Origin of the sequence: Vreelandella malpeensis (genome assembly GCF_020622355.1) — a bacterium.
Taxonomy (GTDB): Bacteria; Pseudomonadota; Gammaproteobacteria; order Pseudomonadales; family Halomonadaceae; genus Vreelandella; species Vreelandella malpeensis.
Map to the genome: position 1 here is coordinate 125,782 of NZ_WHVL01000004.1, position 22,007 is coordinate 147,788.

Genomic DNA, 22,007 nt, shown 5'->3' on the forward strand with positions numbered 1-22,007 from the left:
ATGGGGGCACATTCCCGTAGCGCGGGTAAGCCGCAGGGCGCACCCGCGGAAGGCAGCGCGACGCGGTGCGGTGGTGTAGCCGAGTCAGGGCGTCTTTTCGAGGCTGTCGAGAGCGAGCTCGATGTGCTGGGGGCGCTGGAGCACGTTGAGCAGCACAATGGCGCGCTCTTCACCCTTGGTATGCTTGAATACCGCTTCCAGGTGCTTGAAGGGGCCATCGCTGATGGTGACCTTTTCGCCGGCGGTGAAGTAGCTGTGGCTGCCTTCCTGGCGGTGGGGCTGGCGGCGCAGGCTGTCGATCAGCGCGTCCGGGACGGCGACGGGCTGATCGCCGAAGGTGAGCAGGCGCAGCACGCCCCGGGTGGAGCGAATGGGGCGCCAGTTGCTGACGACCTGGTCCAGGCGGATGAACAGGTAGTAGGGGAACAGCGGCTCGCTCACCGTCGCAAGCTTGCCCTGGCGCTTGCGCTTGATGTCGAGCACCGGGTGGAAGACCTCGAAAGCCTGGTTGGCCAGATGCTCGGCGGCGCGAAACGACTCGCCGCCCTTGCACTGGATGACGTACCACCGGGCCTTGGCCGCGTGTGGGTGGGATGTCGACATGAAGCTCCTAGGCGTTTTCCGCGAGCAGGCCGGCCAGGGCGTCGAGGGTGGCGTCGATCTGCGCGCGCTCATGCTCGCAGGAGAGAAAGAAGCGCAGCCGCGCGCTTTTTTCCGGCACCGCCGGGTAGAGAATCGGCTGGACGTTGATGTCGCGTTCGAACAGCGCGTGAGAGAGCTTGGCGGCAAGCGGGGAGCTGCCGACGATCACCGGTACCACCGCCGAGCCGATGCTGTGCCCGGTATCCATGCCCAGCGCCTGGGCGCGGGTCAGAAAGTATCGGGCGATCTCCTGAAGCTTCTGCACGCGTTCGGGCTCTTGCGGCATCAGCTCCAGCACCTTGAGCGAGGGCGCGGCGACCTGGGCGGGCATGCCCACGCTGTAGAGAAACCCCGGCGCGAAGTAGCGCAGCGTTTCCACCAGCGCTCGTGAGCCGGCGATATAGCCGCCGCACCCGGAGAGCGTCTTGCTCATGGTGCCCATCCAGATGTCGACGTCCGTCGGGTCGATCGCGAAGTGCTCGCGAAGCCCCAGGCCCGTGTCGCCCATCACGCCGAAGGAGTGCGCTTCATCGACCATCAGCCAGACCTGGTGACGCTTCTTGAGCTCGATGAAGCGCGGCAGGTCCGGAATGTCGCCGTCCATGCTGTAGAGCCCTTCGATCACCACGATGACCCGCTCGAACTGGCCGCGATGGCGCTCGAGCAGCGTCTCGAGGGCGTCCGGGTCGTTGTGGCCGAACCACATCCGCTTGGCGCCGGAGAGCTGGGCGCCCACCAGGGAGCTGTTGTGGATGTACTCATCGTGAAGTACCAGGTCCTTGGGGCCGAGCAGGTAGCCCAGGGTCGAGACGTTGGTGGCATGGCCGCTGACGAAGGCGACGGCGTCCTCGACACCGTAGGTCGCGGCGATGGCGCGCTCGAGCTCGGCGTGGATCGGGCGCTCGCCGGAGACCACGCGGCTGGCGGAGACCGAGGTGCCGTAATGTGAGGCGGCGTCGGCGGCGGCCTTCACCACCCGGGCGTCACCGGAGTAGCCAAGATAGTTGTAGCTGGCGAAGTTGAGGCATTCGCGCCCGTCGATCACGCTGGTGGCGCCGGCCAGCCCCTCGTGTACCTTGAAGAACGGGTCCACCAGGCCGAGCTGCTGGGCGCCTTCGCGCATCATGGCCAGCTGCTGGAAGCCCGGGTGCGCCTCGAAACTGACGAACCGCTCGGGCACGCGCCCCCCGGGGGGCGGTGCTTCGAGCGCCGGGGCGCTGTCGGGCTGGGCTCGGTGGCTGGGGCGGCGGCGGGCCTTCTCCAGAAGCTGTCGTTTGAGATCGGAACGCTTGGCGGTCATGATGCCTCGGTGGCGGAAGTGGAAGCCGTGGGCTTGTCGAGCGCGTCCGCGCCGTGGCGAGCGGCCAGGGAGGCCAGTGCCTCCTGGGGCGACTCTTCGACGTCGTCGTCTGCCTGGCCGAGCTTCTGGATCAGCACGGCGGACAGTTTCGACAGCGTCGAGGCCTCGCTGAGTACCATCACCGGCACCTGGACGCCGAGGCGGTTCTCGATGGCGGTCATCAGCTCCACGCCCATCAGCGAATCGAAGCCCATGTCGTACACCGAGCGGTCGACGTCGATCTTCTCTTCGTCGATCAGAAGGATACTGGCAAGCTCCGCGCGCAGAAGCTCGGTGACCGTCTGCTGCAGCTCCTCCGGCGAAAGATCCGCCAGCAGGGCGCTGATGTCGTCGTCGCTGTCGGCGTGGCCGTCGTCGTCGCTCTGGCGGGCCAGCTCGTCGAAGCGTGGCGCGGCGGCGGTCGGCAGAAAGCGCGCCAGCGCCCCCCACTCGAGTTCAAGCACCCCCAGACTCGGCCCCGGGGTGACGAGCATCTGCTCGAGCACCTTGAGCGCATCGTCGGAGCGCAGGGCCGAGCCGCCCAAGCGCTCCTGCAGCGCATCGCGGGTACGGGTGTTGCGCGCCAGAAAGCCGACGTCCTCGATAGCGCCCCAGCGCACGCAGGTGGCGGGCTTGCCCGCTCGGCGGCGGCTTCCGGCGAAGGCTTCGAGCCAGTGGTTGGCGGCCACGTAGTTGGCCTGGCCGGGGTTGCCGAACAGCGTCGTCGCCGAGGAGTAGAGCACGAAGAAGTCGAGCGCGTCGTCGCGGGTCAGCGCATCCAGGTGGCGGGCGCCGTCGATCTTGGGCGCCAGCACCTTCTGGATGCGCTCGGCATCGAGATTGCGGATCAGGCCGTCGTCGATCACCGTGGCGGCGTGCACGATGCCTGCCAGCGGCCCGAGCTCGGTGCGGGCGCGTTCGAGCACGGCGGCCAGCGCCGCGCGGTCGGTGATGTCGCAGGCGGTGGCCAGGACCTTGACGCCCTGGGCCTCGAACGCCTCGAGGGCGGCCTTGGCCTCCTCTGAGGCGGCGCCGCTGCGACCCAGCAGCACGAGCTTGCGCGCGCCCTTGTCGACCAGCCACTGGGCGGTCTTGAGACCGAAGCCGCCTAGCCCGCCGGTGACCAGGTAGCTGGCATCACCGGAAAGCGACAGCGGCTCTTGGCCGAGTGCCGCGCTCTTGGGTGCTGCGATGGGCGCGTCGTAGGTCACGACCACCTTGCCGATCTGGCGGGCCTGCTGCATGTAGCGGAAGGCGTCGATCACCTGGCTGTGGCTGAAGGCCGTGAACGGCAGCGGGCTCAGGGTACCGTCGTTGAACAGCGCCATCATTTCGCCGAACAGCCGCTGGGTGAGGGCGGGCTGGACCTTCATCAACTGGTCGGAGTCGATGCCGAAGTAGCTCAGATTGTTGCGGAACGGACGCAGCCCGATATGGGTGTTCTCGTAGAAGTCGCGCTTGCCGAGTTCCAGAAAGCGGCCGAACGGGCGCAGCGCGCGCAGGTTCTGGTTGATCGCCTCGCCGGCCAGTGAGTTCAGCACCACGTCCACGCCTTCGCCCTGGGTGTCGTGCAGGATCTCTTCGGCGAAAGTAAGCGAGCGCGAATCATAGAGCCGCTCGATGCCCATCAAGCGCAGGAAGTCGCGCTTCTCTTGGGAGCCGACCGTGGCATAGATCTCGGCGCCCATCCACTGGGCGATCTGCAGCGCGGCGATGCCTACGCCGCCGGCGGCGCCGTGGATCAACACCTTCTCGCCCGGTTCCAGCCGCGCCAGGTGCTTCAGCGCGTAGTAGACGGTGAAGAAGGTGGTCGGAATGGTCGCCGCTGCCGCGAAGCCGACGCCTTCCGGCAGCGGGGCAATGGCGTGCTGGCTGGCAATCAGCCGGTCGCTGAAGCTGGCAGGGCCAAAGCCCACCACCGCCTGGCCGGGCGTGACGTGCTCGACGCTCTCACCCACGGCGACCACTTCACCGGCGAACTCGAGCCCCAGCGTGGGGCCGGCGAAACCGTTCTCGATCGCTTCGTCCGAGAGAAGCCCGAGAGTGTACATCACGTCGCGGAAGTTCAGGCCCGTGGCCCTGACGCGCACCTCGACCTCGTCGGCGGCCAACGCGCTCAGAGTGCGCGGGCGCCACTGCAGCTGACGAAGCTGGCCGGGCAGGGCGAAGCCCAGGGTCATGGCTTGGCGCGGGGCGGTGTTTTCCTGCACGGCCGGATGCGGCGCAGCCAAGGTGCGAAGGCGAGTGGCAAGGCGCGCGCCGTCGGCGTCGATCACCAGCTCGTTTTCCGCGTCCGGCGCGGCGAGGGATTCAACGAGCGTGACCAGCACGCCGCTGGCGTCCAGGTCGGCAAGTTCGACCAGCGTGACCCGGTGGCCCACCGCCTCGTTGGCAAGTGAACGGCCAAAGCCCCACAGGGCGGCGTCACCGGAGCCCGCGGCGAGATCCCGCGCGCCGTGGGTGGCAAGCCACAGGGTGGGCGTATGGCCCCGGCTCTCGAGGCCGCTGGCCTCCAGAGCGAGCGACCATTGCCGGGCGCGGGCGCAGCGCGCCGTCTGCTCGGCGCTGGACGCAGCACCCAGGCCGCGCAGCTCGATGACATCCAGCGGGCCGGGGGCATCCGCCTCGAGTAGCTCGGCCAGCAGCTCGTCAGGGTCGTCGTTGCGTTGAACGAGGCGTGCGTGGCCGTCAAGGGCGGCGTGCAGCCGTTCGCCCAGGTCGTGACTGGCGGCGTCGGTGAGAATGAGCTGGCGGCGTGGCGCCGGGGCGGCCACGGGCTCCTGGGTTACCCACTGGGCGTGCAGCAGGTAGGCCCCGTGCTCTCCCTCTTCCAGGGCGATGGCCGGCGAAAGCTCGAAGCCCTGCGCCGCGAGCCATTCGGCTAGCTGCGCCTGTTCGACCGGTACGCCGTCGACGCCTGGGGTGGCCAGCGCGTCGTCGAGCCAGCGGCTCGGGCTCACGCCGATGCACAAAAGCTGCGCGCCGGGGGCCAAACGCGCCGGCAGCGCTTCGATCAGTGCCCGGGTGCGTTCGGCGCTGGTCACGTCGATGTCGACAAAGGCGAACTGCGCCTTCCGGGCCGGGGCAAGGGGCGCTTCGGCGTCGTCCAGCGCGTCGACATCGATCAGCGCAAAGCGCTCTTGTAGCTGCAGTGCCTGGTGGCGGGCGCTGTCGGTCGTCGCCAGTACCCGATAGTGGTAGCGGTCCTGGGCGTGGCCGAGGGCTTCCAGAAGGCGCTGGCCCAGTGCCGGGGCGCCGGGGCCGGCTTCCAGCACGTTCAGGCGCTGGCCCGAGGGGAGGCCCGTCAGGGCATCGCTGATCAGCGCCTCGAGGGTCTGGGCCAGGGCGTTCCAACCGTTTTCGCCGACCAGCACGCGGTTGAGCTCGGAGAGCTGGTCCACGGTGACGTTCAGGTCGGCAAGGTCGGTGTCGCCCCGGGACAGCGCCTCGCGGTGAAGCCCCAGCCGCCCGACCAGATGGATGGGGGCGAAGTAGTCCGGGTAGTACTGGACCAGAAGCTGCCAGATGGCCTCTGGCGCCAGGGTGTCGTCGTCTTCGGCCACGCGGAAGTCGGCGTTACGGAAGGCCTCGCTCAAGCTGTCGAGCAGCGGCGCGACCTCGGCGGCGTAGCGCTCGCCGGTAGCCGCGGCGTAACGCTTGGCAAGCTCTGCCAGGGTGACGAGCGCCTGCGCCGGTAACGCCTGGGAAGGAGCGGCCAGCGGCGCTGGGGTCAGCGTCACGTCGAGATAGCTGAGCGCGTGGTGGCGGGCGCGGTTGAGGCGAATGGCCTTGAAGCGCGTTTCGCCGAGCACCGCGACGGCGCGACCCTCGGCGTCGAACAGCTCGAAATCCGCCGTGAAGGAGTGGGGGGCGCGCTTGCCCATCACCGCCCGGGCGAGGACCGGCACTCCGGCGTCGCGATTCAGCTGGATGCGGCCGGCGCGCACCGGCACGAAGGCCAGGCCATCGCCAAAGCCCTGGTGGCGGGCGAGCAGCGGAATGAACATCTGGAAGGCGCTGTCGAGAATCCCCGGGTGCAGGTGCATCGATTCAAGCTGGCCTTGGGTCGCGTCGTCGAGCTCGATCTGGCCGATCACCGCGTTCTCTTCGAGCCAGCCGCGCTTGACCGCCTGGAAGGCCGGGCCGTAGTGCAGGCCGATGGCATCGGCCATGGCCAGATGATCGTCGAGTTGATAGTCCGGCGCGCGGGCGGGCAGCGCCGGGGCGCGGCGCTCGAGCATGAAGCCGCGGCTTTCGCGCAGGGTACGCGCCACGGCGTTGAGCTGCCATTCGCCTTCACCGGCGGGCTCGCGGGAGTGAATGGCGATGCGCCCGCTCTCCGGGTCCAGGGTCAGGCGCATGGTACGCCCGTTGGGGCCGTCGAGCAGCAGCGGCGCGCGGATCTCGAACTCTTCGAGATCGAGTATCGCGGTGTCTTTCAAGGTAGCGCTGGCCGCCAGGCCGAGCTCGACGAAGCCGGCGCCGGGGAAGACCGCGCCTTCGCCGACCACGTGATCACCCAGCCACGGCTCGCGCTTGGCGTCGAGCTGACTCTCCCAGGTGTGGGCCTGCTGGGCCAGCGGGTAGCCCAGCAACGGGTGCTGGTAGTAGCGTGACAAAAGCCCCTGGCCCTCGCTGGTGCCGGGCACCCAGTGGCGGGTACGCTGCCAGGCGTAGCGGGGCAGCGCCACGCGCTGGCCCTCGACCGGGAAGAAGGGGCGCGTATCGAGCGCCACGCCGCTGAGCAACAGCTGGCCAAGTGCCTTGAAGAGAAGCTCGCCGGCGTCCTTGTGGCGCTCGATACTGCCCAGCACGACGCCGGGCGTATCGAGACCGCGCAGCGACTCGTTCAGGTAGCGGCGCAGGATGGGGTGCGCACCGATCTCGACGAAGACGTTGTAGCCTTGCGCGATCAGCCGCGTGGCGGCGTTGTCGAACAGTACCGGTTCGCGGATGTTGAGCCACCAGTAGTGGGCGTCGAGCAGAGTGCCCTCGGCAAGCTCACCGGTCACCGTGGAGTAGTAGGGGATCGACGTGGCCTTGGTCTGGATGTCGCTCAGCGCCTCGACCACGCCCTCTTGAATGGTGTCCATGGCCGGGCTGTGGAAGGCGTAGTCCAGCGGCAGGCGCTTGGCGAAGATATCGCTGGCGGCCAGCCGTGCCTCCAGAGCGCCGAGCTGGTCGCGGTCGCCGGCAAGCGTTATGCCCTTGGGGCTGTTGATGCCCGCCAGGCTCACCCGGTCGAACTCCGGCAAGGCAAGCCAGGAGGCGATCTCGTCGGCGCCGATTGCCGCCGCCGTCATTTCGCCAAGCCCTCGCGTCTTGCCCTGGTAGTGGCTTCGGTAGTAGATGACCTTGACCGCATCGTTCAGGCTCAGGGCGCCGGCGGCCCAGGCGGCGGCCACCTCGCCCACACTGTGGCCGAACACCGCCACCGGAGTGACGCCTTTCGCCGCGAACCAGCGGGTGAGGGCGACCTGCAGGGCGAACAGCGCAGGCTGGGCGATCTCGGTACGATCAAGACGGTTCTCGGCCGCGTCGTTTGCGTCGTTGTCGCGCTGCTGGTTGAGCCCGGCGAGCTCGTCGCGCAGGGAGAACTCCCCGAGCGTCTTGAACAGCGCGTCGACCTCGTCGATGGCTGCGGCGAAGACGCTGTCGTCCAGCAGGTCCTTGCCCATGGTTTCCCACTGGCAGCCGTTGCCGTCGTAGACGAACACCGGCCCTTGGGCGTGCTCGGGCCTTTCCAGACGCACGCCGGCCCGGGCATCGTTCTCGGCTACGCCGTCGAGCAGGTCCGCCGCTTCTTGCGCGGTGCGGGCGAAGCCGAGTGCCGCGAAACGGTGGTGATCGCGATGATGAAACAGGGTGTGGACCGCGTCATAGAACGACGAGCGCGCCTCGGGCTCGCCCTGTGCCAGGATCTTGAAGTACGCGGCCAGGTTGGCGGCGTTGGCGGTCAGCGCCTGCTCGCTTCGCCCGCTGACGCGAATGGGCAGTGCCTCGCTCGCTTCAACGGCCGGGCGCGCGGGCTTTGCCGGTGCGCTTTCGAGTATCACGTGGGCATTGGCGCCGCCGAAACCGAAGGAGTTGACGCCGATCACCAGGCGGCCTTCAGGCTTCAGCTTGTGCGCCTTCTGCACCACGCTGAGATTCCATTCGTCGAATTTGATGTTGGGGTTGAGCTTGCGAATGCCGATGGTGGCGGGCACTTCACGATGCTGCAGGCTGTAGAGCGCCTTGGCGAGGCCCGCCACGCCTGAGGCGGTTTCCAGGTGACCGAGGTTGCTCTTGACCGAACCGATGGGCAGCGGCGTGCGGCGATGCTGGCCGAGCGCCTCGCCGATGGCGCGGGTCTCGATGGGATCGCCCACCGAGGTGCCGGTGCCGTGGGCTTCGAGGTAGTCGATCTCGTCCGGCGAGATGCCTGCCTGTTCGTAGGCGCGGCGCATCAGCGCCACCTGGGCGCCGGGGTTGGGCACGGTGATGCCGGACTTGTAACCGTCGGTGTTGACCGCCGAGCCCGCGACCACGGCGAGGATATCGTCGCCATCGGCTACGGCCTGGTCGAAGTCCTTGAGCAGGAACAGGCCCGCGCCTTCCGAGCGCACGTAGCCGTTGCCCGCCTCGTCGAAGACCTGGCAGCGTCCGGTCGGCGAGAGCATGCTCGCCTTGGAGAAGATGATGAAGCCATAGGGGTGCAGATGCAGGCTGATACCGCCGGCAAGCGCCATGGAGGTCTCGCCGCTTCTGATCGACTGGCAGGCCTGGTGAAAGGCGACCATGGAGGAGGAGCAGGCGGTATCCAGCGACATGCTGGGACCGTGGAAATCGAACACGTAGGAGAGTCGGTTCGAGGCGATGCTCGAGGTGTTGCCAGTGGCAGTGGAGGCGTCGATGGCCGCCATGTCGTCCGCCATGCGGTAGGAGTAGTCGAGACTCGCCACGCCCAGAAACACCCCGCAGCCGCTGCCGCGCAGAGTGCTTGGCTTGATGCCCGCGCTTTCGATGCTCTCCCAGGCGAGCTCCAGCAGCATGCGCTGCTGCGGGTCCATGTTGGCCGCCTCGCGCGGGGAGATGCCGAAGAACTCGGCGTCGAAACCACTGATGTCACCAAGGCTTCCCGCGGCGAAGGTCACGCTGGTGCCGGGGTGACGCTTGTCCGGATGCCAGTAGGCGTCGTGGCTCCAGCGATCCGGGGCAACGTGGGTGACCAGGTCCTTTTCGGCCTGCAGATTCTGCCAGAACGTTTCAGGGGTGGTGCCGGGGAAACGATGGGCGGCGCCGATGATGGCAACGCGTTTAGTCATTCTTGCTCCTGCGGTTCTGGGTCTGCCTTGATCCGTTCACTGCTCATGTCGTGCCCGCTCGCGCGCTCGAACAGGGCGATGCCGAGCTCGTGCGCCTGGCGTGCCTTGGGCATCGTGTTTTCCAAAACGGTGCGCTCGGTCGACCATATCATGTAAGGCGTCTCCCCCGCAGGGGCGCCGATATGGGCGTAGGCATCGGGGAGAATCGGCACGTGATCGCCGTAGAATCCCAGAAGCCCGGGGCGGCGGGCCGCGCTCAGCGACGTCTTCACCCGGTCGATCATCTCATCCGCTTCGCCCAGGTGCTTCAAATAGACGGCCAGATCCCTGAAAGGTTTGGACAAGGGCCAGGGGGCCGTCGGCAATGCCCTGCTCGCGTGCGCGCGATCCGGAGCCTCCAGATGCAGCGGCCCATGATTTTCCATGCTGATGACGAAGATGAAGAGCGGCCTATTATCGTCATCTTCCAGCAGACGTCCAACCTTTCGTGCCACGGCCAGATCCCCGATGTACTGGCCGTGCTTGTCGTTGGCGTCGAAATCACTCATGTCGATGAACGACTCGAAGCCGAGTTCGGGAAACACCCGATCGCGCTTGTAGAACGAGGCGATGTAAGGATGCACGCAGACCGTGCGATACCCCTGGGCCTTGAAGGCCGAGGCCAGACTCGGAAGCCCGCGGCGGGCCAGGGTGTGATAGGGATTGAACTGCCTTGCACCCCACGCCTTGGGTGCAAGGCCGGTGAGCACGGCGCATTCGGTGCGCACCGTGTTGGCACCCCAGGCCGGCACCGTCAGCGTGCCCTTGTCCAGCGCCTGGGTACGGGTGGCATCGAAGCGGGTAAGCAAGTGCGGGGCGATGTCGTCACACCAGGGGCGCGGGTCGAAAAACGATTCGCTCTGGATCAGCACCACGTTGGGCGACGTGTCGCTCGCCGCCCGCGCCGTCACACGCTCGAAGGGCGTCGACGCGGGGGCTTTCGAGCGGTAGAGCGCGATGCCGTAGGTCCAGAGGCTCGCGAACAGGCCCAGTTGGTGCATGTCCGTTGCCGGGTGCAGGGTGATCGGCGCACAGCGCCCAAGGCCCAGGCCGACGAGCATCGCCCCCAGGGTGCCAAGCAGGGCCAGGGTGACGACGACCGCGAACAGGCCGTGCCGGCCCGTCAGCGCCGGCTCCAGATACAGGAACATGCCGATCGCCACCGCACCCGCGGTGCTGGCCGCAATGGCGAGGCCAATGCCGAAGAACGGCACGTAAAGGCGTGGATGGCGGATGGCGTCCCAGAAGTACTCGAAGTCGTGGCAGATGAACGGCTCCTCGAGTGTGCGCGACTTGGTGTTGCTCGACTGCACCACGACCAGCGTCAGCGAGAGCACGAAAACGACCGCGAACCAGGGGCGCTGCAGTACCAGCGTGAAAAGCGCGAACAGCAGACACCAGCTGCCCAGGTGCACGCAGGCGGCCCCAACGCCTCGTCGAGTGAGCGACCGGGGGCGGGGGCGCAGGCACGCCTCGAGTGCCACGCTGCCGGCCAGGCCGACCAGCCAGGGGGCCCAGAGGGTGTCGATCAGCGCCTGCATCACGGCGCCTCCAGGTGATCGAAGCCCAGGCGCTTGATCAGCCACTGGGAAAGCGCCGCCGGCAGAACCGCCAGCCACCAGGTGCCGAAATCGAGTGGAAATGGAAAGCTCACCCGGGCGCGATTGGCCTCGATGCCGCGCGCGATGACGCGGGCGGCCTTCTCCGGCGGCCACTCAAAGGGCTTGGGGCCGGGCATGGCATTGCACATGGGGGAGGTAACGTAGCCCGGCATGACCACGGTGACGCCGATGCCGACGGGTGACAAGAGCCCGCGAAGCCCTTCACCGTAGGCCTTGATGCCTGCCTTGCTGGCGCTGTAGCTGGGCGTGCTCGGAAGCCCGTGCCAGGCGGCCAGCGAGCTGATCAATACCAGTTGTCCGCGACCTTTCGCCTTCATAGCCGGTACCAGGTGCTGAACCATGTTGATCGGCGTCTTGAGGTTGATGTCCAGAAGCGCCTGCACCTCGTCCCAGCGCTCGAGCTCGCCCGGGCCTGGAGGGTGGGTGTTCTTGCCGGCGCACAGGATGGCGATGTCCGGCGTGGCCGTGTGGCACAGGGTGTCGAGCCAGTCGCCGAGCGCGCCGGCATCGCCAAGGTCGACCGAGGCGCAAGTGACCGTCGCGCCCTTGGCGAGGCACGCGGCTTCGATGCGCTCGAGCGCGGCGACATTGCGGCCGTGCAGCACCAGGTGGCAGCCGGAGCTTGCATAGTGCAGGGCGAGGGCGCCGCCGATCGCGCCGGTGGCGCCGGTGATCAGGATGCGCTGTCGCGGGTGCGCGATGGAGGGGATATCGCTCACAGCAGTCTCTCCAGGGGCGAGGGGCAGGCCTCCAGTATACGCGCGGCGTTGGTCACGGCGAGTTCGATGCCCACCGTGCAATAGAAGCCGCCGTTGACCTGCACGGTATGCATGACGGTGTTGCGAAAGTAATCGAAGAGCCGCGCGTCGGGTTTGGCGGGGGCCTGCCAGAACTCCTCCAGCGGGCCTTCGCAGGTCAGCCCCGCCAAGTGGTAGATAGGGTCGCTCAGGGCAAAGGTCGGGCAGCCGTTCTCCAGCGCCACGATGCCCACGGTGCTGTTCACCGTGACCGTGCCGGCGGCGTGCTTCAAGAGCGCCTCCAGGTCGCCGGACTCCAGGTAGACGATGCGCCCTTCGAGGTCGTAGAAGCGCTCCAGGCGCTTCAAGGTATGCAGGTGACTGATCAGGCGCATGTCCAGCGGATGGTTCTTGACGCACAAGATCGACCCTGGCGGTGCGTGACGAGCGAAGGAGCCCAGCACGTGATCCATCACCTCCTCCATGTTGGCGTAGGGCGAGTGGTCGCGAATCTGGGCGTCGCTGTCGAGCTGCAGCGGCAACAGGTAGTAAGGCGCGTGCCCTTCGATGAGGGCCTTGACGCGCCGCGCGTCGCGCTTTTTCCACTGCTTCAAGAGCGTGAAGCGCTTGATGTACCCCGCGTACTCCACCGGCGCGGTGATGGGGGCGTGGTTGCGGTAACGGGGCGCGATGAGCGGGTTGGCGAGCCCTGCCGCATGGTAAGCGACATCGTGGCGTGCACGCAGCTTGAAAGAGGATTTGAAGCGCACGGGCTTGGGCAGCGCCGGCAGCGCCTTGCCGGTCTCGAAGAACCAGCTCGGGTCGCGGGGCAGCAGCGAATGGCCGTTGACGCCGTCGCGCTCGAGCGTTATCCAGAAGGGCCGAAAGTACCCCTCTTCGAAGACGTGAGTGCGAATGCCCGCCGCCTCGGCGTGGTCGATCGCCGCGCGATGCACCGGGCGGCGGTCGCCGAACAGTACCTGGTCGGTAATGGCGTAGCGTGCCCAGAGCGACTGGATGAACCCTGGCAGTTCGTCGAGCCGGCCACGAAACAGGTGGCTCGGGCCGAGCGAGCGATGCCAGTAAGCGATGTCACCGGCGTTGAAATGTACCTTCACGACGAGATGACCGTCGCTTTTCAACCGTTGCGCCAAGCGCTGGTAGAAGGGCGAGCAGACGCCCTGCAGAAATAGAAATGCGCGCTTTTGCATCGGCTCAGTGGCTTCCAATCCATAGATGACGGTAGTAGCGATAGAGGCGCTGCTTCAAGGTGAGCGCAGGCCCCGTCCTGCGCGCCTGTTCGAGCAGCGTGATCGCGGTTTCCGCGTTGCACAGCTGCCGGGTGCGGGGATCGACATAGTGGGGATAGCGGATCAAGGTGGCGGCCACGAGGGCATCCAGGCTCAGCCGCCGCTGGCGCCGGGGGCAGTGCAGGGCATCCGTCGTCAATCCCCAGCCGGCATAGAACGGGAGCCCGAAGGTGTGTACCCGACAGCCGCGCAACAGTGCCTCGAAACCGGTCAGCGAGCTCATGGTGTACACGACGTCGACCCGTTCGAGCAGCGTCGATATGTCCCGGTCGCTGGCGTCGAGATCATACAGGCTCGCGGCGTCTTTATCGAGTTTGCCCACGCGGGCGCCGGTCAGCACGTCCGGATGCGCCTTGTAGACGATGAACGCCGCGGGGTTCGCCTCCCGGGTCTTGCGCAAAAGCGCGCTGTTGGTGAAGACCTCCGGCGATCCGGTCGCGATCGAGGCATCGCTTTCGACCTGCCCGGGCACGAGGATCACGTCCCTGCCCTCGGGAAGTTCCAGCGTTCGCGTGCCCTGCACGTTGTACTTCGAAAGCTTGAGGCTCACCAGGCGCGCGCGCAGGGCGGCGGCCCTGTCGAGCTCCTCCGGGCTGAAGTCGGTCTCGCTGAGCAGCGTTTCCAGGTCGCTCGGCTGGCCGGGGTCGTAGTAGATGCCCTGGCGGTCGATCACCAGCGACAGCGGCCGAGCCAGGTCCACCCCCAGGCCGACCGAGCGGACGAAGCCATCCTCCATGCGCCAGAGCCTTTGCAACTGCGCCACGTGGCGGGCCTTGAAGGCGTCATCGATACGGCTCGACCAGACCAGCACCCTGGCGTCGCTATGGTCATCGACGGCGCTGGCTGGCTCGTCGGGAAGCTCTTTTCGATAGCGTACCGTGGCGCCGGGGCCCAGGAAGTCCGCGATGAAGCCGCGTTTCCAGGACGAGAAGCCGCAGGCGAGCCACTCCCCCTGCAAGCGCTCCTTCTGACGCTTTTGATCGCCGATCAGCGCCAGCGTCGCCTCGAGCGTGGTGGCCTCGCCGGTATAGGGGTTGGCGTAGCGGCAGTAGCGCAGGTAGGCGGCGGCGAACAGTTCGACGAGTTGCCGCTTGCGCTGGCGCCGCGGGCACGCCAGACGGTCTTGGGTCAATCCCCAGCCGGCGTAGAAGGGCAGGCCGAAACAGTGAACCGTCTTGCCTGCCAACAACGCTTCGAAGCCGAGCTGACTGGTGACGACGTAGACGTCTTCCACCCGGTCGAACAGCGCCCAGGGGTTCAGGTCGTGGCCGATCACCCGGCAGCGCGGATGCCGGGCGGCGTACGCAAGATGCCCCTGCTTGGTGCCGGCGATCACGTCGGGGTGGATCTTGACCCACAGGATGCTCGACGGGTGCGCCGCGAGGGCATGATCCAGCATGCGCGTGAAGCTTTCGGCGCTGGCGCCGCCGTGCTCGATCGAGGCGTCGTTGGCCGTTTGATCCACCACCAGCACGTTGGCGCCGGGTTCGTCGGGCAGGGGCGCATCCGGGGCGTGGTTGTACTTCGACAGCCGCTCGCGAGCGATCCAGCGCATGCAGCGCTCGGCTCGCGCCCGCTCCGCTTCATCGAAGGTGGCGGTGTTGAGGCAGTTTTCCAGATCAGACGGTCGTGAGGCGTCATAGTAGATGCCGGTGTGATCGACCACCAGGCCATGGGGCTGGTAACCGTGGGCGCCGAGGCCGAGCGAGCGCACGAAACCGTCTTCCAGGGCCACGTAGGGGAGTGCATGGCGCGCGGCATAGCGGCGTGCCCGGACGCTGGTGGGCTTGAGGCCCCAGCCGATGACGGTTTCGGGAGGTCTCGCTAGCGGCTTGATTCGTGTAAGCTTGTCGAATTCCGGCAAAAACGCGCGAAGATGGGGAATCTGTCCGATGCCTTTCGAGGTGAAGCCCGCTGTGTGTTTTGCCATGAGATGCCGAAGTGAGAACGTAGAACGTGATTGAGCGCGACATGTTACGCAATAGTAGCCCTCGAAGGCCAGACACCTCTCACCGCATGTCGCGAAGCCTTTCGCGGTTTTGCAAGGCAAGTTCAAGAGTATGAAAGGCGATTGACACGGGAATGAAATCGCCATATTAACTATAATGAATCCACCGAACGCCGCGTTCATAAATAGTTGAAACGATAGTTGAAACAAAGAGACTAGACTTCAGGCTCGGCTGCACGTGAAGTGTGCCGTCGCGATGTCGCATGCTCGATATCGATCTAGAGAAAATGAACAAGTGAGTACAACGGTGCTTTCAGCTCCTCTCTATAAAAGACTGATTCAGTATAAAAGATTGATTCAGTTTCGATCTCTCAAGAGTCGCTTGCTGTTGGGTCTCTCCGCAACGCTGCTGGTTCTCGCGGCTACCGTGCTGGGCCTGACCTGGCAGGCGGGCCAGAGCATGCTGCAGGAGTCCAACGTTACCCACCTGCGCTACGAAGCCAACATGCTCGCCGACGAGATCACCCAGCAGGTCCAGAATCGCATCGAGGCGCTCGAGCGTTTGAGCCAGACCATGGGCACCGCGAGCGACGCCGAATGGGTCCAGTACGAGCTTGCCAAGAACGATGCGCTCCTCTCCTGGTTCGAAGGTGTGGTGGTGAGCAACGAAGAGGGTACGCTCATCGCCGACTGGCCGAGCGTCATCGGGCGTGTGGGTCTCGAAACACGCGATCAGGAGTATTTCGGGATGCTGCGCGGCACGCGAAGCGTCTACGTGAGCGAGCCGTTCATCGGGCGGGCCAGCCAAATGCCGCTGGTGCTCATCGGCATACCGCGCCTGGACGCTCAGGGCGACTTTCTGGGGTTCATCGGCGGGGTGGTCCGGCTCAATTCCGGTGGACTCTTCAGCCGGTTGGCCACGATTCGTCTGGGGAATTACGGCTATTCGGCGGTGTTTACCGCTTCGGGCAAGGTGCTCTATCATCCCGACAGCCAGCGGGTGAATACGTCGATCGAGAACCGTGAAAGGCATCCGAATCTCGATCTGGCGCTGGATGGCTGGCTCGGCAATGGCGTGGGCAGACTCTTCGGCGAGCAGCCGCTTTATCAGTCCTACTCACAGGTGTGGCCGGCGAACTGGATCGTCGGGCTCTATCTGCCCGTCGAGCAGGCCCAGACGCCGCTGGCGGATTTCATTCACCGGTTGTGGTGGATCTGGATAGTGCTGGCGCTGTTTCTTCTGCCGGTGTTGTGGGGGTTGCTGGCTCGGATACTCTCTCCGCTCAACCTGCTCGAGGCGCAGATCGGCGAAGTGGGGCAGGGGCGCCGGTCGCACGTACGGCTCGATACGAGCATGCAGGAACTTCAGCAAGTGGCGGATACGTTCAACCGTGTGGAGGACGAGCGCCAGCAGCTGCTCGACAACCTTCAGGAGCGCGAGGCGTTTCTCGATTCGGTGCTCAATTCGAGCCCGCAGGGCATGTTCGTCGCCAATTTCGGCGGCCGCATCACCTACATGAATCCGGCATTGCTGAACATGCTGTCCATTTCCGCAGAAACGCAGATGGAAACGTGGCTCGAGAAGATTCACCCCGACGACCGAATGGGCGTGGCAGACCTGTGGGCGCACAGCCTGAAGACGGGCAAGGACTTCGTGCGCCAGATGCGTTTTATCAACAACGACGAAACGCTGTGGCTCGACGTTCACGCCCGGTCGGTCATGCTCTCTCAGCAGGGACATTCGATCGGGCTCGTCGGCGTGGTGAAGGACATCACCGAGCGTCGCCAGCAGGAGGCGCTGCAGCGTTGGGAGGCAGAGCACGATCCACTGACGGGCCTGCTCAACCGGCGCGGGTTTCTGCGCCGGCTGGAAGAGGCCTTTGCCGATTTCCAGAAAACCAGTACGCCGTCGGCTCTGCTGCTGTTCGACCTCGATCACTTCAAGCCTATCAACGATGAAGGCGGGCATGCCCTGGGCGACGAGATGCTGCGCCGAGTGGCCCAGGTCATCGCTTGGGAGGTGCGTCGCAGCGACCACGTGGCGCGCCAGGGGGGCGACGAATTCGGCGTGCTGTTACCCAGCTGTACGCTGGTGCAGGCACAGCGCATCGCCGAGGCACTGCGCGTAGCGGTCAGCGAGGTCTCCGTGACCCATGAAGGCAAGGTCTACAACGTCACCTTGAGCATGGGCGCCACCCGCTTCAACGAAAACGATGGCTCCGTCGAGGAGGCGCTGACCCGCGCGGACGCCGCAAGCTACGAGGCGAAGGATCGCGGGCGCAACGAAGTGGTCGTGAAGCTCCCCAGCGAGTTCGACCCGCTCTCGCTGTTCGATTGAGCAACGCGCGTGTGCGGGAGTGCGTTCTCGCGGTAAGATCGCCGCGTTCATCGACGAGAGGATTGAAGTGAATCTTGTAGAGCTTTTTTCGCGTACGCTGGATACGACCTTGCCGGTCTTCGCCATGGTGTTCATCGGCATCGTGCTCAAGCGCCTGCGCCTGATCGACCGGGACTTCGTCTCCACCGCCTCGGCGCTGGTGTTCCGGGCCACGCTGCCCACGCTGATCTTCTTGAGCCTGATCAAGGCGGATCTGGGCGTGGCGCTGGATGTACCGCTGCTGCTCTTTTTCGCCTTCGCCACCCTGGGGCAGTTCTTCCTGAGTTGGCTTTGGGCGCGCTTTCGCGTACCCCATGCCGATCGCGGTATCTACGTCCAGGGAGCCTTTCGCGGCAATGGCGGGGTAGTGGGGCTGGCGCTGGCCGCCGGGATGTACGGCAACTACGGGCTCTCGGCGGGCAGTTTGCTGCTTGGCGTGGTCATCGTGCTCTACAACGTGCTTTCGGTATGGGTGCTCTCGGTCTACCAGCCCGGCCAGACCACGAACTGGCGCGCGATGCTCAAGAACATCGCCACCAACCCCTTGATCATCTCGGTGCTGCTGGCCATTCCCTTCACGGCGCTGTCGATCGAGCTGCCGAGCTGGGTGATGACCTCGGGCGACTATTTCGCCTCGCTGACGCTGCCTTTGGCGCTGATCTGCATTGGCGCCACCCTGTCGGCGGCCAGCCTGCGCAGCGGTCATCAGGTCGCGCTCAGTTCGAGCTTGATGAAAATGGCGATTCTGCCGGCGATCTCCACCGTGGCGGCCTGGCTCATGGGCTTCAGCGGCCCGCAGCTCGGGCTTCTGTTTCTGTTCTTCGCCAGCCCCACGGCGGCGGCCAGCTTCGTGATGACCAAGGCAATGAACGGCAACGTGACGCTCGCCGCCAACATCATCGCCCTGACCACCTTGATGGCGAGCATCAGCATCACCCTCGGCATCTTCCTGCTTCGCCTGGCCGGCTGGATTTGACCCGCCCGGTTGGCCTGACGCCGGCGCCGCGCTATACTACGCGCCCCATCCAAGCGACAAGTCCCTGTAGCTCAGTAGGATAGAGCAGCCGCCTCCTAAGCGGCAGGTCGCAGGTTCGACTCCTGCCAGGGACGCCATTTTTTGTTCTTCATCTCTTTCTAGTCTTTATAGCGTGTGGCGTAAGTGGCTGAGCGGCTCGCGTCTGCCCGTTCACGGTAATCGAATAACGTGTGACTTCAACGACGCCCCGCCTTCGTGCGGGGCGCTCGCGTGTGACGCCATCCTGATGAGGGTACGCGTCCTGTGAAGCCTACAGCGGCATGTAATAGGCTGTTGCCACCCCGGCACCCGCCTACCAACCGCGACCCACGGCGCGCTATCGACACCCCGCCACGCCCGCGCGCTAAATGTAGTGGTTTTTATGCACCCCTTCACATGCCACCAAGCCGTGCCACTACTGGGCTAGCTGGTCAAAAAAGGGTTCATGAAAATCATGCGTTTTCATGCGGAGTTATGCAGTTTTGACGAATAGGATGGGGAGCAACAATCTAAAGCTGTGCTATCGGTTGGCCAATAGCTAAAAATGACATTCCTGACAAAACCCTGTAGAGCCGAAGCCTTCCGGCGCAGGATGGCCTAAAGTCGCAGCTGTACGGGTTGCACAGGCGTAAAGGAATAGGCAATACTGCTAAAAATAGTTAAAGTTGAAATTGGAGTTTATGAGTATCAATTTGCTTGCGGCCGGGGGTTGAAAATCACTAGCAATCGTAAGTGGCGCCGATGGTCGATGTCATTGTTTGATCACAGAAGCTTGCAGTTCTTCCTGTTCAGGAACCTTTACACTCCAACTATACAGCAGCTATCGACACTGAGCGGACATTCTTGGAAATACATCGGGAGCTCGAATTTTGGCTACACGGCCCAATGAAAATTAATAGCCCAAAGGATCATAGCCTTGGAAGAATCTGGCATGCCGCATTTGCTGGTAAAAGTGCCAGCACGTTCATTCAATCATAAAACGCGCCGTTTAATGCGCTGTTATCTGTTTATAAAATAGCGACATTTCTTCAATCAAACATCGATTAGGAGTAGTTATGGAAAGTAGTAAACCTGTAGAAGAAATTAAGTCAGGTATGTTGTTATATCTCAATTCAGACATTGAAAGTATCGCTGAACAATCCGAAAATAGTGAAATTCTTGGATTCTGGAATCGTACCCAAGCTGTGGCCGGAGCTATGATGATGCAGAAGCTATTAAGTGACGGTGAACTGAAAGAAATACACGCTAGGATCGCAGCATCTGTCGAAACAGCTTGAAAAAATGAGAAGAAGGATTTGGCTTCAAGAAGATAACAAGCTGTTTAAGAGTGATTCGCAACGCGAGGCATTTTTACTATGCGTTGCGCTTCTTGTTTAAGGTGGTATGCAGCGGCTATGGTATTGCGTTGCTCACACCTCAGCAGGGCGTTAAGTGTACAGGAAACTGAGCTACATGGAACAAATAGCTTTTCATGCTCTCGATGAGCATCAGAAAAAATTAATGCTAGAGGTTGCTTTAGGCAACAAAGGGAAGTGTGTTTCAGTTTCTAAGGGGATGTGCGGAGAAATTTATGTTTTTGATCAGGGTGAAAATGTTTCACCTCGCTACGTATGTGCAAAAATACCTAAACACCTTACCAACATATCTATAGAAGAAGCAAACAATAGATTTGTTAATGAGCTAAAGAATCAGCTCTCATATAATCACCAAAGGTTTGTTCATTGGGCGTTTGATTTTTCAGAAGTTCTTGGAGCCCCTCTGGCATTGTTTCGATATTGGGGAAGTGATCTTGAGAAAGTGATACGAAAACCTGAACTTTCCAGTAAGGTCGAAAAGCTTTCTATATTGGTTTATGTATGCAGTGGCTTGAGTCACTGCTATAAGCATGGTCTGGTCGCACATCAAGATTTGAAGCCAGCTAACATTTTTTTAAGAAATATAAAAAGCGAGTTTCGTGGTTTACCAGATCTCGATATTTATAACATGGCTCTAATAGCTGATTTTGGTCTGGCAAATGCTTCTTTAGACTCTTCCGTCTTCGGTGGTTCTCGGCCTTATATGGCTCCAGAGCAGTGGGATGAGATCGAGCTATCACCTAAAACGGATGTATTTGCACTGGGGGTTATTCTCTATGAGCTTATGAGTGGAGGATTCCATCCTGTTGGCATAAAACTCAGTGATTATTGGCCAATACCGTTGGGAAATAATAGTAAGAAGTGGACTAAAGAGGATGCTTGGAGGAAGTGGGCAAAGAGCGCAAGTATTAATTTTGAAAGTAATCCACCGATAGAACCTGAGATTCAATCTCTTGTTCATGAAATGCTCTCAGTGGACGCCCCTGATAGGCCAACTATTGACAACGTTAAGAATTCTTTGCTTGATATTATTCAGAGTGAATCGCCAGAAAGTAGTGCTCAGCTAGAGTTCCTTGTCAATTACTTTGAATGTAACGCATCGACAGAAACTTTAAAAGACAGATGGCCATATTTGTGGAAAAGGTGGCAGCAGTTTCAGTTAAAGTTCGAGAAGAGCATTTAACAAGGCCAGCCACAGCGACAGCTTTTCTGTTGCGGCTGCGCCTCCACTACAAAGCTGCGCGTGCTGGCGGCGTTAGGCATCAATATGAATAAACCCGAAGATACGACATTCTCGGTACCTAGGTTTTATCATTTATTGACTTTGGGTATCTTTATGAGGCAGCCAAAGCCGTGGATGAGCAGTTTGCGTCCCAAATTTCATCTCTTACGGATGCTGAGGTAAGAAACAAAACAGGAAATATAAACGCAACAAGGCAAAGTCTATTGCGTGCAGTTTTTATTTCGTCTTATGCAATCCTTGAGCAAAACCTAGATGAAATAGTGCTTATGGATCAGAAAAAGCAGGGTGTTAATTTATCCCCAAATGATCTAAAACATCGCGGAATTAATAGATCTATTGTCTATGCGAACAAGGTTCTTGGTATGAGCATAGATGCTAGCCAAAAGCACTGAAAGGAGCTTCAAAATTTACAGGAAATAAGAAATCACTTAACTCACTGCGGCCCGGATTTCTCTGATTCAAGTGAACATTATAAACGTTTCAGTAAATTCTCTGGCTCAGAATATGTAACTCTTCGGCCAACTATCTGCTTTACGATTGAGCAAATCGAGAATGTAATAAACCTCTATATAGATTGTATTGACGACTTTAGTGGTGGTGAGAAAAAAATGCCTAACAATCGCACTCATAGGGGCAAGTTTTTCACTGCGTTACAAATTTTCCCGTGCTGCGGGCGTTAATTGTCGTTTTTCTGAGCGCAGCGATAGTTTGCTATGCTTTATTAGGCCATACGATAAAGGAGTTTGATATGAGTAGTTTACGATTTATTGCCACGCTGTTACTTGTAACGTTGGTCACGAAGCCAAGCAAATGGGTCTGCCGAGCAGCCTTGTTTGTTTTGGGCTGGGTCGTCTTTCAGATAGGAACCTTGTTCGCCGACTTAGCTCCGCTTCTTCCCGGAGCATTTGCTGAGATTTTAGAAGGCAAGGTTTCGCTTGGTGTTGCTATAGCAGTTGGAATTCACCTCCTCGTATTGTTCCAGCTCAGTCGTACCTACAAGTCATACATCGGCTTAATCCATGTTGCAATGAACCGGCGGTTTGGCGTTGCGTCGTAACTCTCTAATTAACAAG

The 22,007-nt window shown here is 62.4% G+C and carries 13 protein-coding genes and 1 tRNA gene; 7 read left to right on the forward strand and 7 right to left on the reverse strand.

Annotated elements, in window-relative coordinates:
* Positions 1-84 precede the first annotated feature (84 nt).
* Genes rfaH through GEV37_RS10675 form a run of 7 tightly spaced genes read right to left on the reverse strand, consistent with a single transcriptional unit; the run spans position 85 to position 14,926 of the window.
* Positions 85-603: a transcription/translation regulatory transformer protein RfaH gene (gene rfaH, locus GEV37_RS10645; RefSeq protein WP_227390234.1), complete on the reverse strand. Its 519-nt coding sequence runs from the start codon at positions 601-603 to the stop codon at positions 85-87.
* 7 nt (positions 604-610) lie between these two features.
* Positions 611-1,942: an aminotransferase class I/II-fold pyridoxal phosphate-dependent enzyme gene (locus GEV37_RS10650; RefSeq protein WP_227390235.1), complete on the reverse strand. Its 1,332-nt coding sequence runs from the start codon at positions 1,940-1,942 to the stop codon at positions 611-613.
* Positions 1,939-9,288, reverse strand: a complete 7,350-nt coding sequence (locus GEV37_RS10655; RefSeq protein WP_227390236.1) for a type I polyketide synthase — start codon at positions 9,286-9,288, stop codon at positions 1,939-1,941. Before GEV37_RS10655 ends, GEV37_RS10650 begins: the two co-directional genes overlap by 4 nt.
* Complete coding sequence (locus GEV37_RS10660; RefSeq protein ID WP_227390237.1) at positions 9,285-10,868, reverse strand: LTA synthase family protein; 1,584 nt, start codon at positions 10,866-10,868, stop codon at positions 9,285-9,287. The genes GEV37_RS10655 and GEV37_RS10660 overlap by 4 nt, the downstream gene beginning before the upstream one ends.
* Positions 10,868-11,668 (reverse strand): SDR family NAD(P)-dependent oxidoreductase, encoded by an 801-nt coding sequence (locus tag GEV37_RS10665; RefSeq protein ID WP_386110762.1) that lies wholly within the window; start codon positions 11,666-11,668, stop codon positions 10,868-10,870. Before GEV37_RS10665 ends, GEV37_RS10660 begins: the two co-directional genes overlap by 1 nt.
* Positions 11,665-12,897 carry a capsule biosynthesis protein gene (locus tag GEV37_RS10670; RefSeq protein WP_227390238.1) on the reverse strand — a complete coding sequence of 411 codons (1,233 nt, stop codon included), beginning with the start codon at positions 12,895-12,897 and terminating at the stop codon, positions 11,665-11,667. Before GEV37_RS10670 ends, GEV37_RS10665 begins: the two co-directional genes overlap by 4 nt.
* A gap of 4 nt (positions 12,898-12,901) precedes the next feature.
* Complete coding sequence (locus GEV37_RS10675; protein WP_227390239.1) at positions 12,902-14,926, reverse strand: capsular polysaccharide biosynthesis protein; 2,025 nt, start codon at positions 14,924-14,926, stop codon at positions 12,902-12,904.
* A gap of 403 nt (positions 14,927-15,329) precedes the next feature.
* On the opposite strand from GEV37_RS10675, the gene GEV37_RS10680 reads away from it, so the two are divergent.
* From GEV37_RS10680 to GEV37_RS10710, 7 genes are all read left to right on the forward strand, one after another.
* Entirely contained in the window at positions 15,330-17,282 is a 1,953-nt protein-coding gene (locus GEV37_RS10680; RefSeq protein ID WP_227390449.1) for a diguanylate cyclase domain-containing protein, read from the forward strand.
* A 67-nt stretch (positions 17,283-17,349) separates the two neighbouring features.
* Complete coding sequence (locus tag GEV37_RS10685) at positions 17,350-18,297, forward strand: AEC family transporter (protein WP_227390450.1); 948 nt, start codon at positions 17,350-17,352, stop codon at positions 18,295-18,297.
* A 60-nt stretch (positions 18,298-18,357) separates the two neighbouring features.
* A tRNA-Arg gene (locus tag GEV37_RS10690) sits at positions 18,358-18,434 on the forward strand.
* A gap of 957 nt (positions 18,435-19,391) precedes the next feature.
* Complete coding sequence (locus GEV37_RS10695; RefSeq protein WP_227390240.1) at positions 19,392-19,613, forward strand: hypothetical protein; 222 nt, start codon at positions 19,392-19,394, stop codon at positions 19,611-19,613.
* A 175-nt stretch (positions 19,614-19,788) separates the two neighbouring features.
* A complete protein-coding gene (locus GEV37_RS10700) occupies positions 19,789-20,874 on the forward strand; it encodes a protein kinase domain-containing protein (RefSeq protein ID WP_227390241.1) in 1,086 nt (361 codons plus the stop codon).
* A 170-nt stretch (positions 20,875-21,044) separates the two neighbouring features.
* Positions 21,045-21,326, forward strand: coding sequence for a hypothetical protein (locus tag GEV37_RS10705; protein ID WP_227390242.1), 282 nt, complete (start codon positions 21,045-21,047; stop codon positions 21,324-21,326).
* 356 nt (positions 21,327-21,682) lie between these two features.
* Positions 21,683-21,991: a hypothetical protein gene (locus GEV37_RS10710; RefSeq protein ID WP_227390243.1), complete on the forward strand. Its 309-nt coding sequence runs from the start codon at positions 21,683-21,685 to the stop codon at positions 21,989-21,991.
* Positions 21,992-22,007 lie beyond the last annotated feature (16 nt).

Bases quoted from the DNA above. Each gene is read 5' to 3' on its own strand.
- rfaH (WP_227390234.1), bottom strand. From the start codon at position 603: ATGTCGACATCCCACCCACACGCGGCCAAGGCCCGGTGGTACGTCATC.
- GEV37_RS10650 (WP_227390235.1), bottom strand. From the start codon at position 1,942: ATGACCGCCAAGCGTTCCGATCTCAAACGACAGCTTCTGGAGAAGGCC.
- GEV37_RS10655 (WP_227390236.1), bottom strand. From the start codon at position 9,288: ATGACTAAACGCGTTGCCATCATCGGCGCCGCCCATCGTTTCCCCGGC.
- GEV37_RS10660 (WP_227390237.1), bottom strand. From the start codon at position 10,868: ATGCAGGCGCTGATCGACACCCTCTGGGCCCCCTGGCTGGTCGGCCTG.
- GEV37_RS10670 (WP_227390238.1), bottom strand. From the start codon at position 12,897: ATGCAAAAGCGCGCATTTCTATTTCTGCAGGGCGTCTGCTCGCCCTTC.
- GEV37_RS10675 (WP_227390239.1), bottom strand. From the start codon at position 14,926: ATGGCAAAACACACAGCGGGCTTCACCTCGAAAGGCATCGGACAGATT.
- GEV37_RS10695 (WP_227390240.1), top strand. From the start codon at position 19,392: ATGGAAAGTAGTAAACCTGTAGAAGAAATTAAGTCAGGTATGTTGTTA.
- GEV37_RS10700 (WP_227390241.1), top strand. From the start codon at position 19,789: ATGGAACAAATAGCTTTTCATGCTCTCGATGAGCATCAGAAAAAATTA.
- GEV37_RS10710 (WP_227390243.1), top strand. From the start codon at position 21,683: ATGAGTAGTTTACGATTTATTGCCACGCTGTTACTTGTAACGTTGGTC.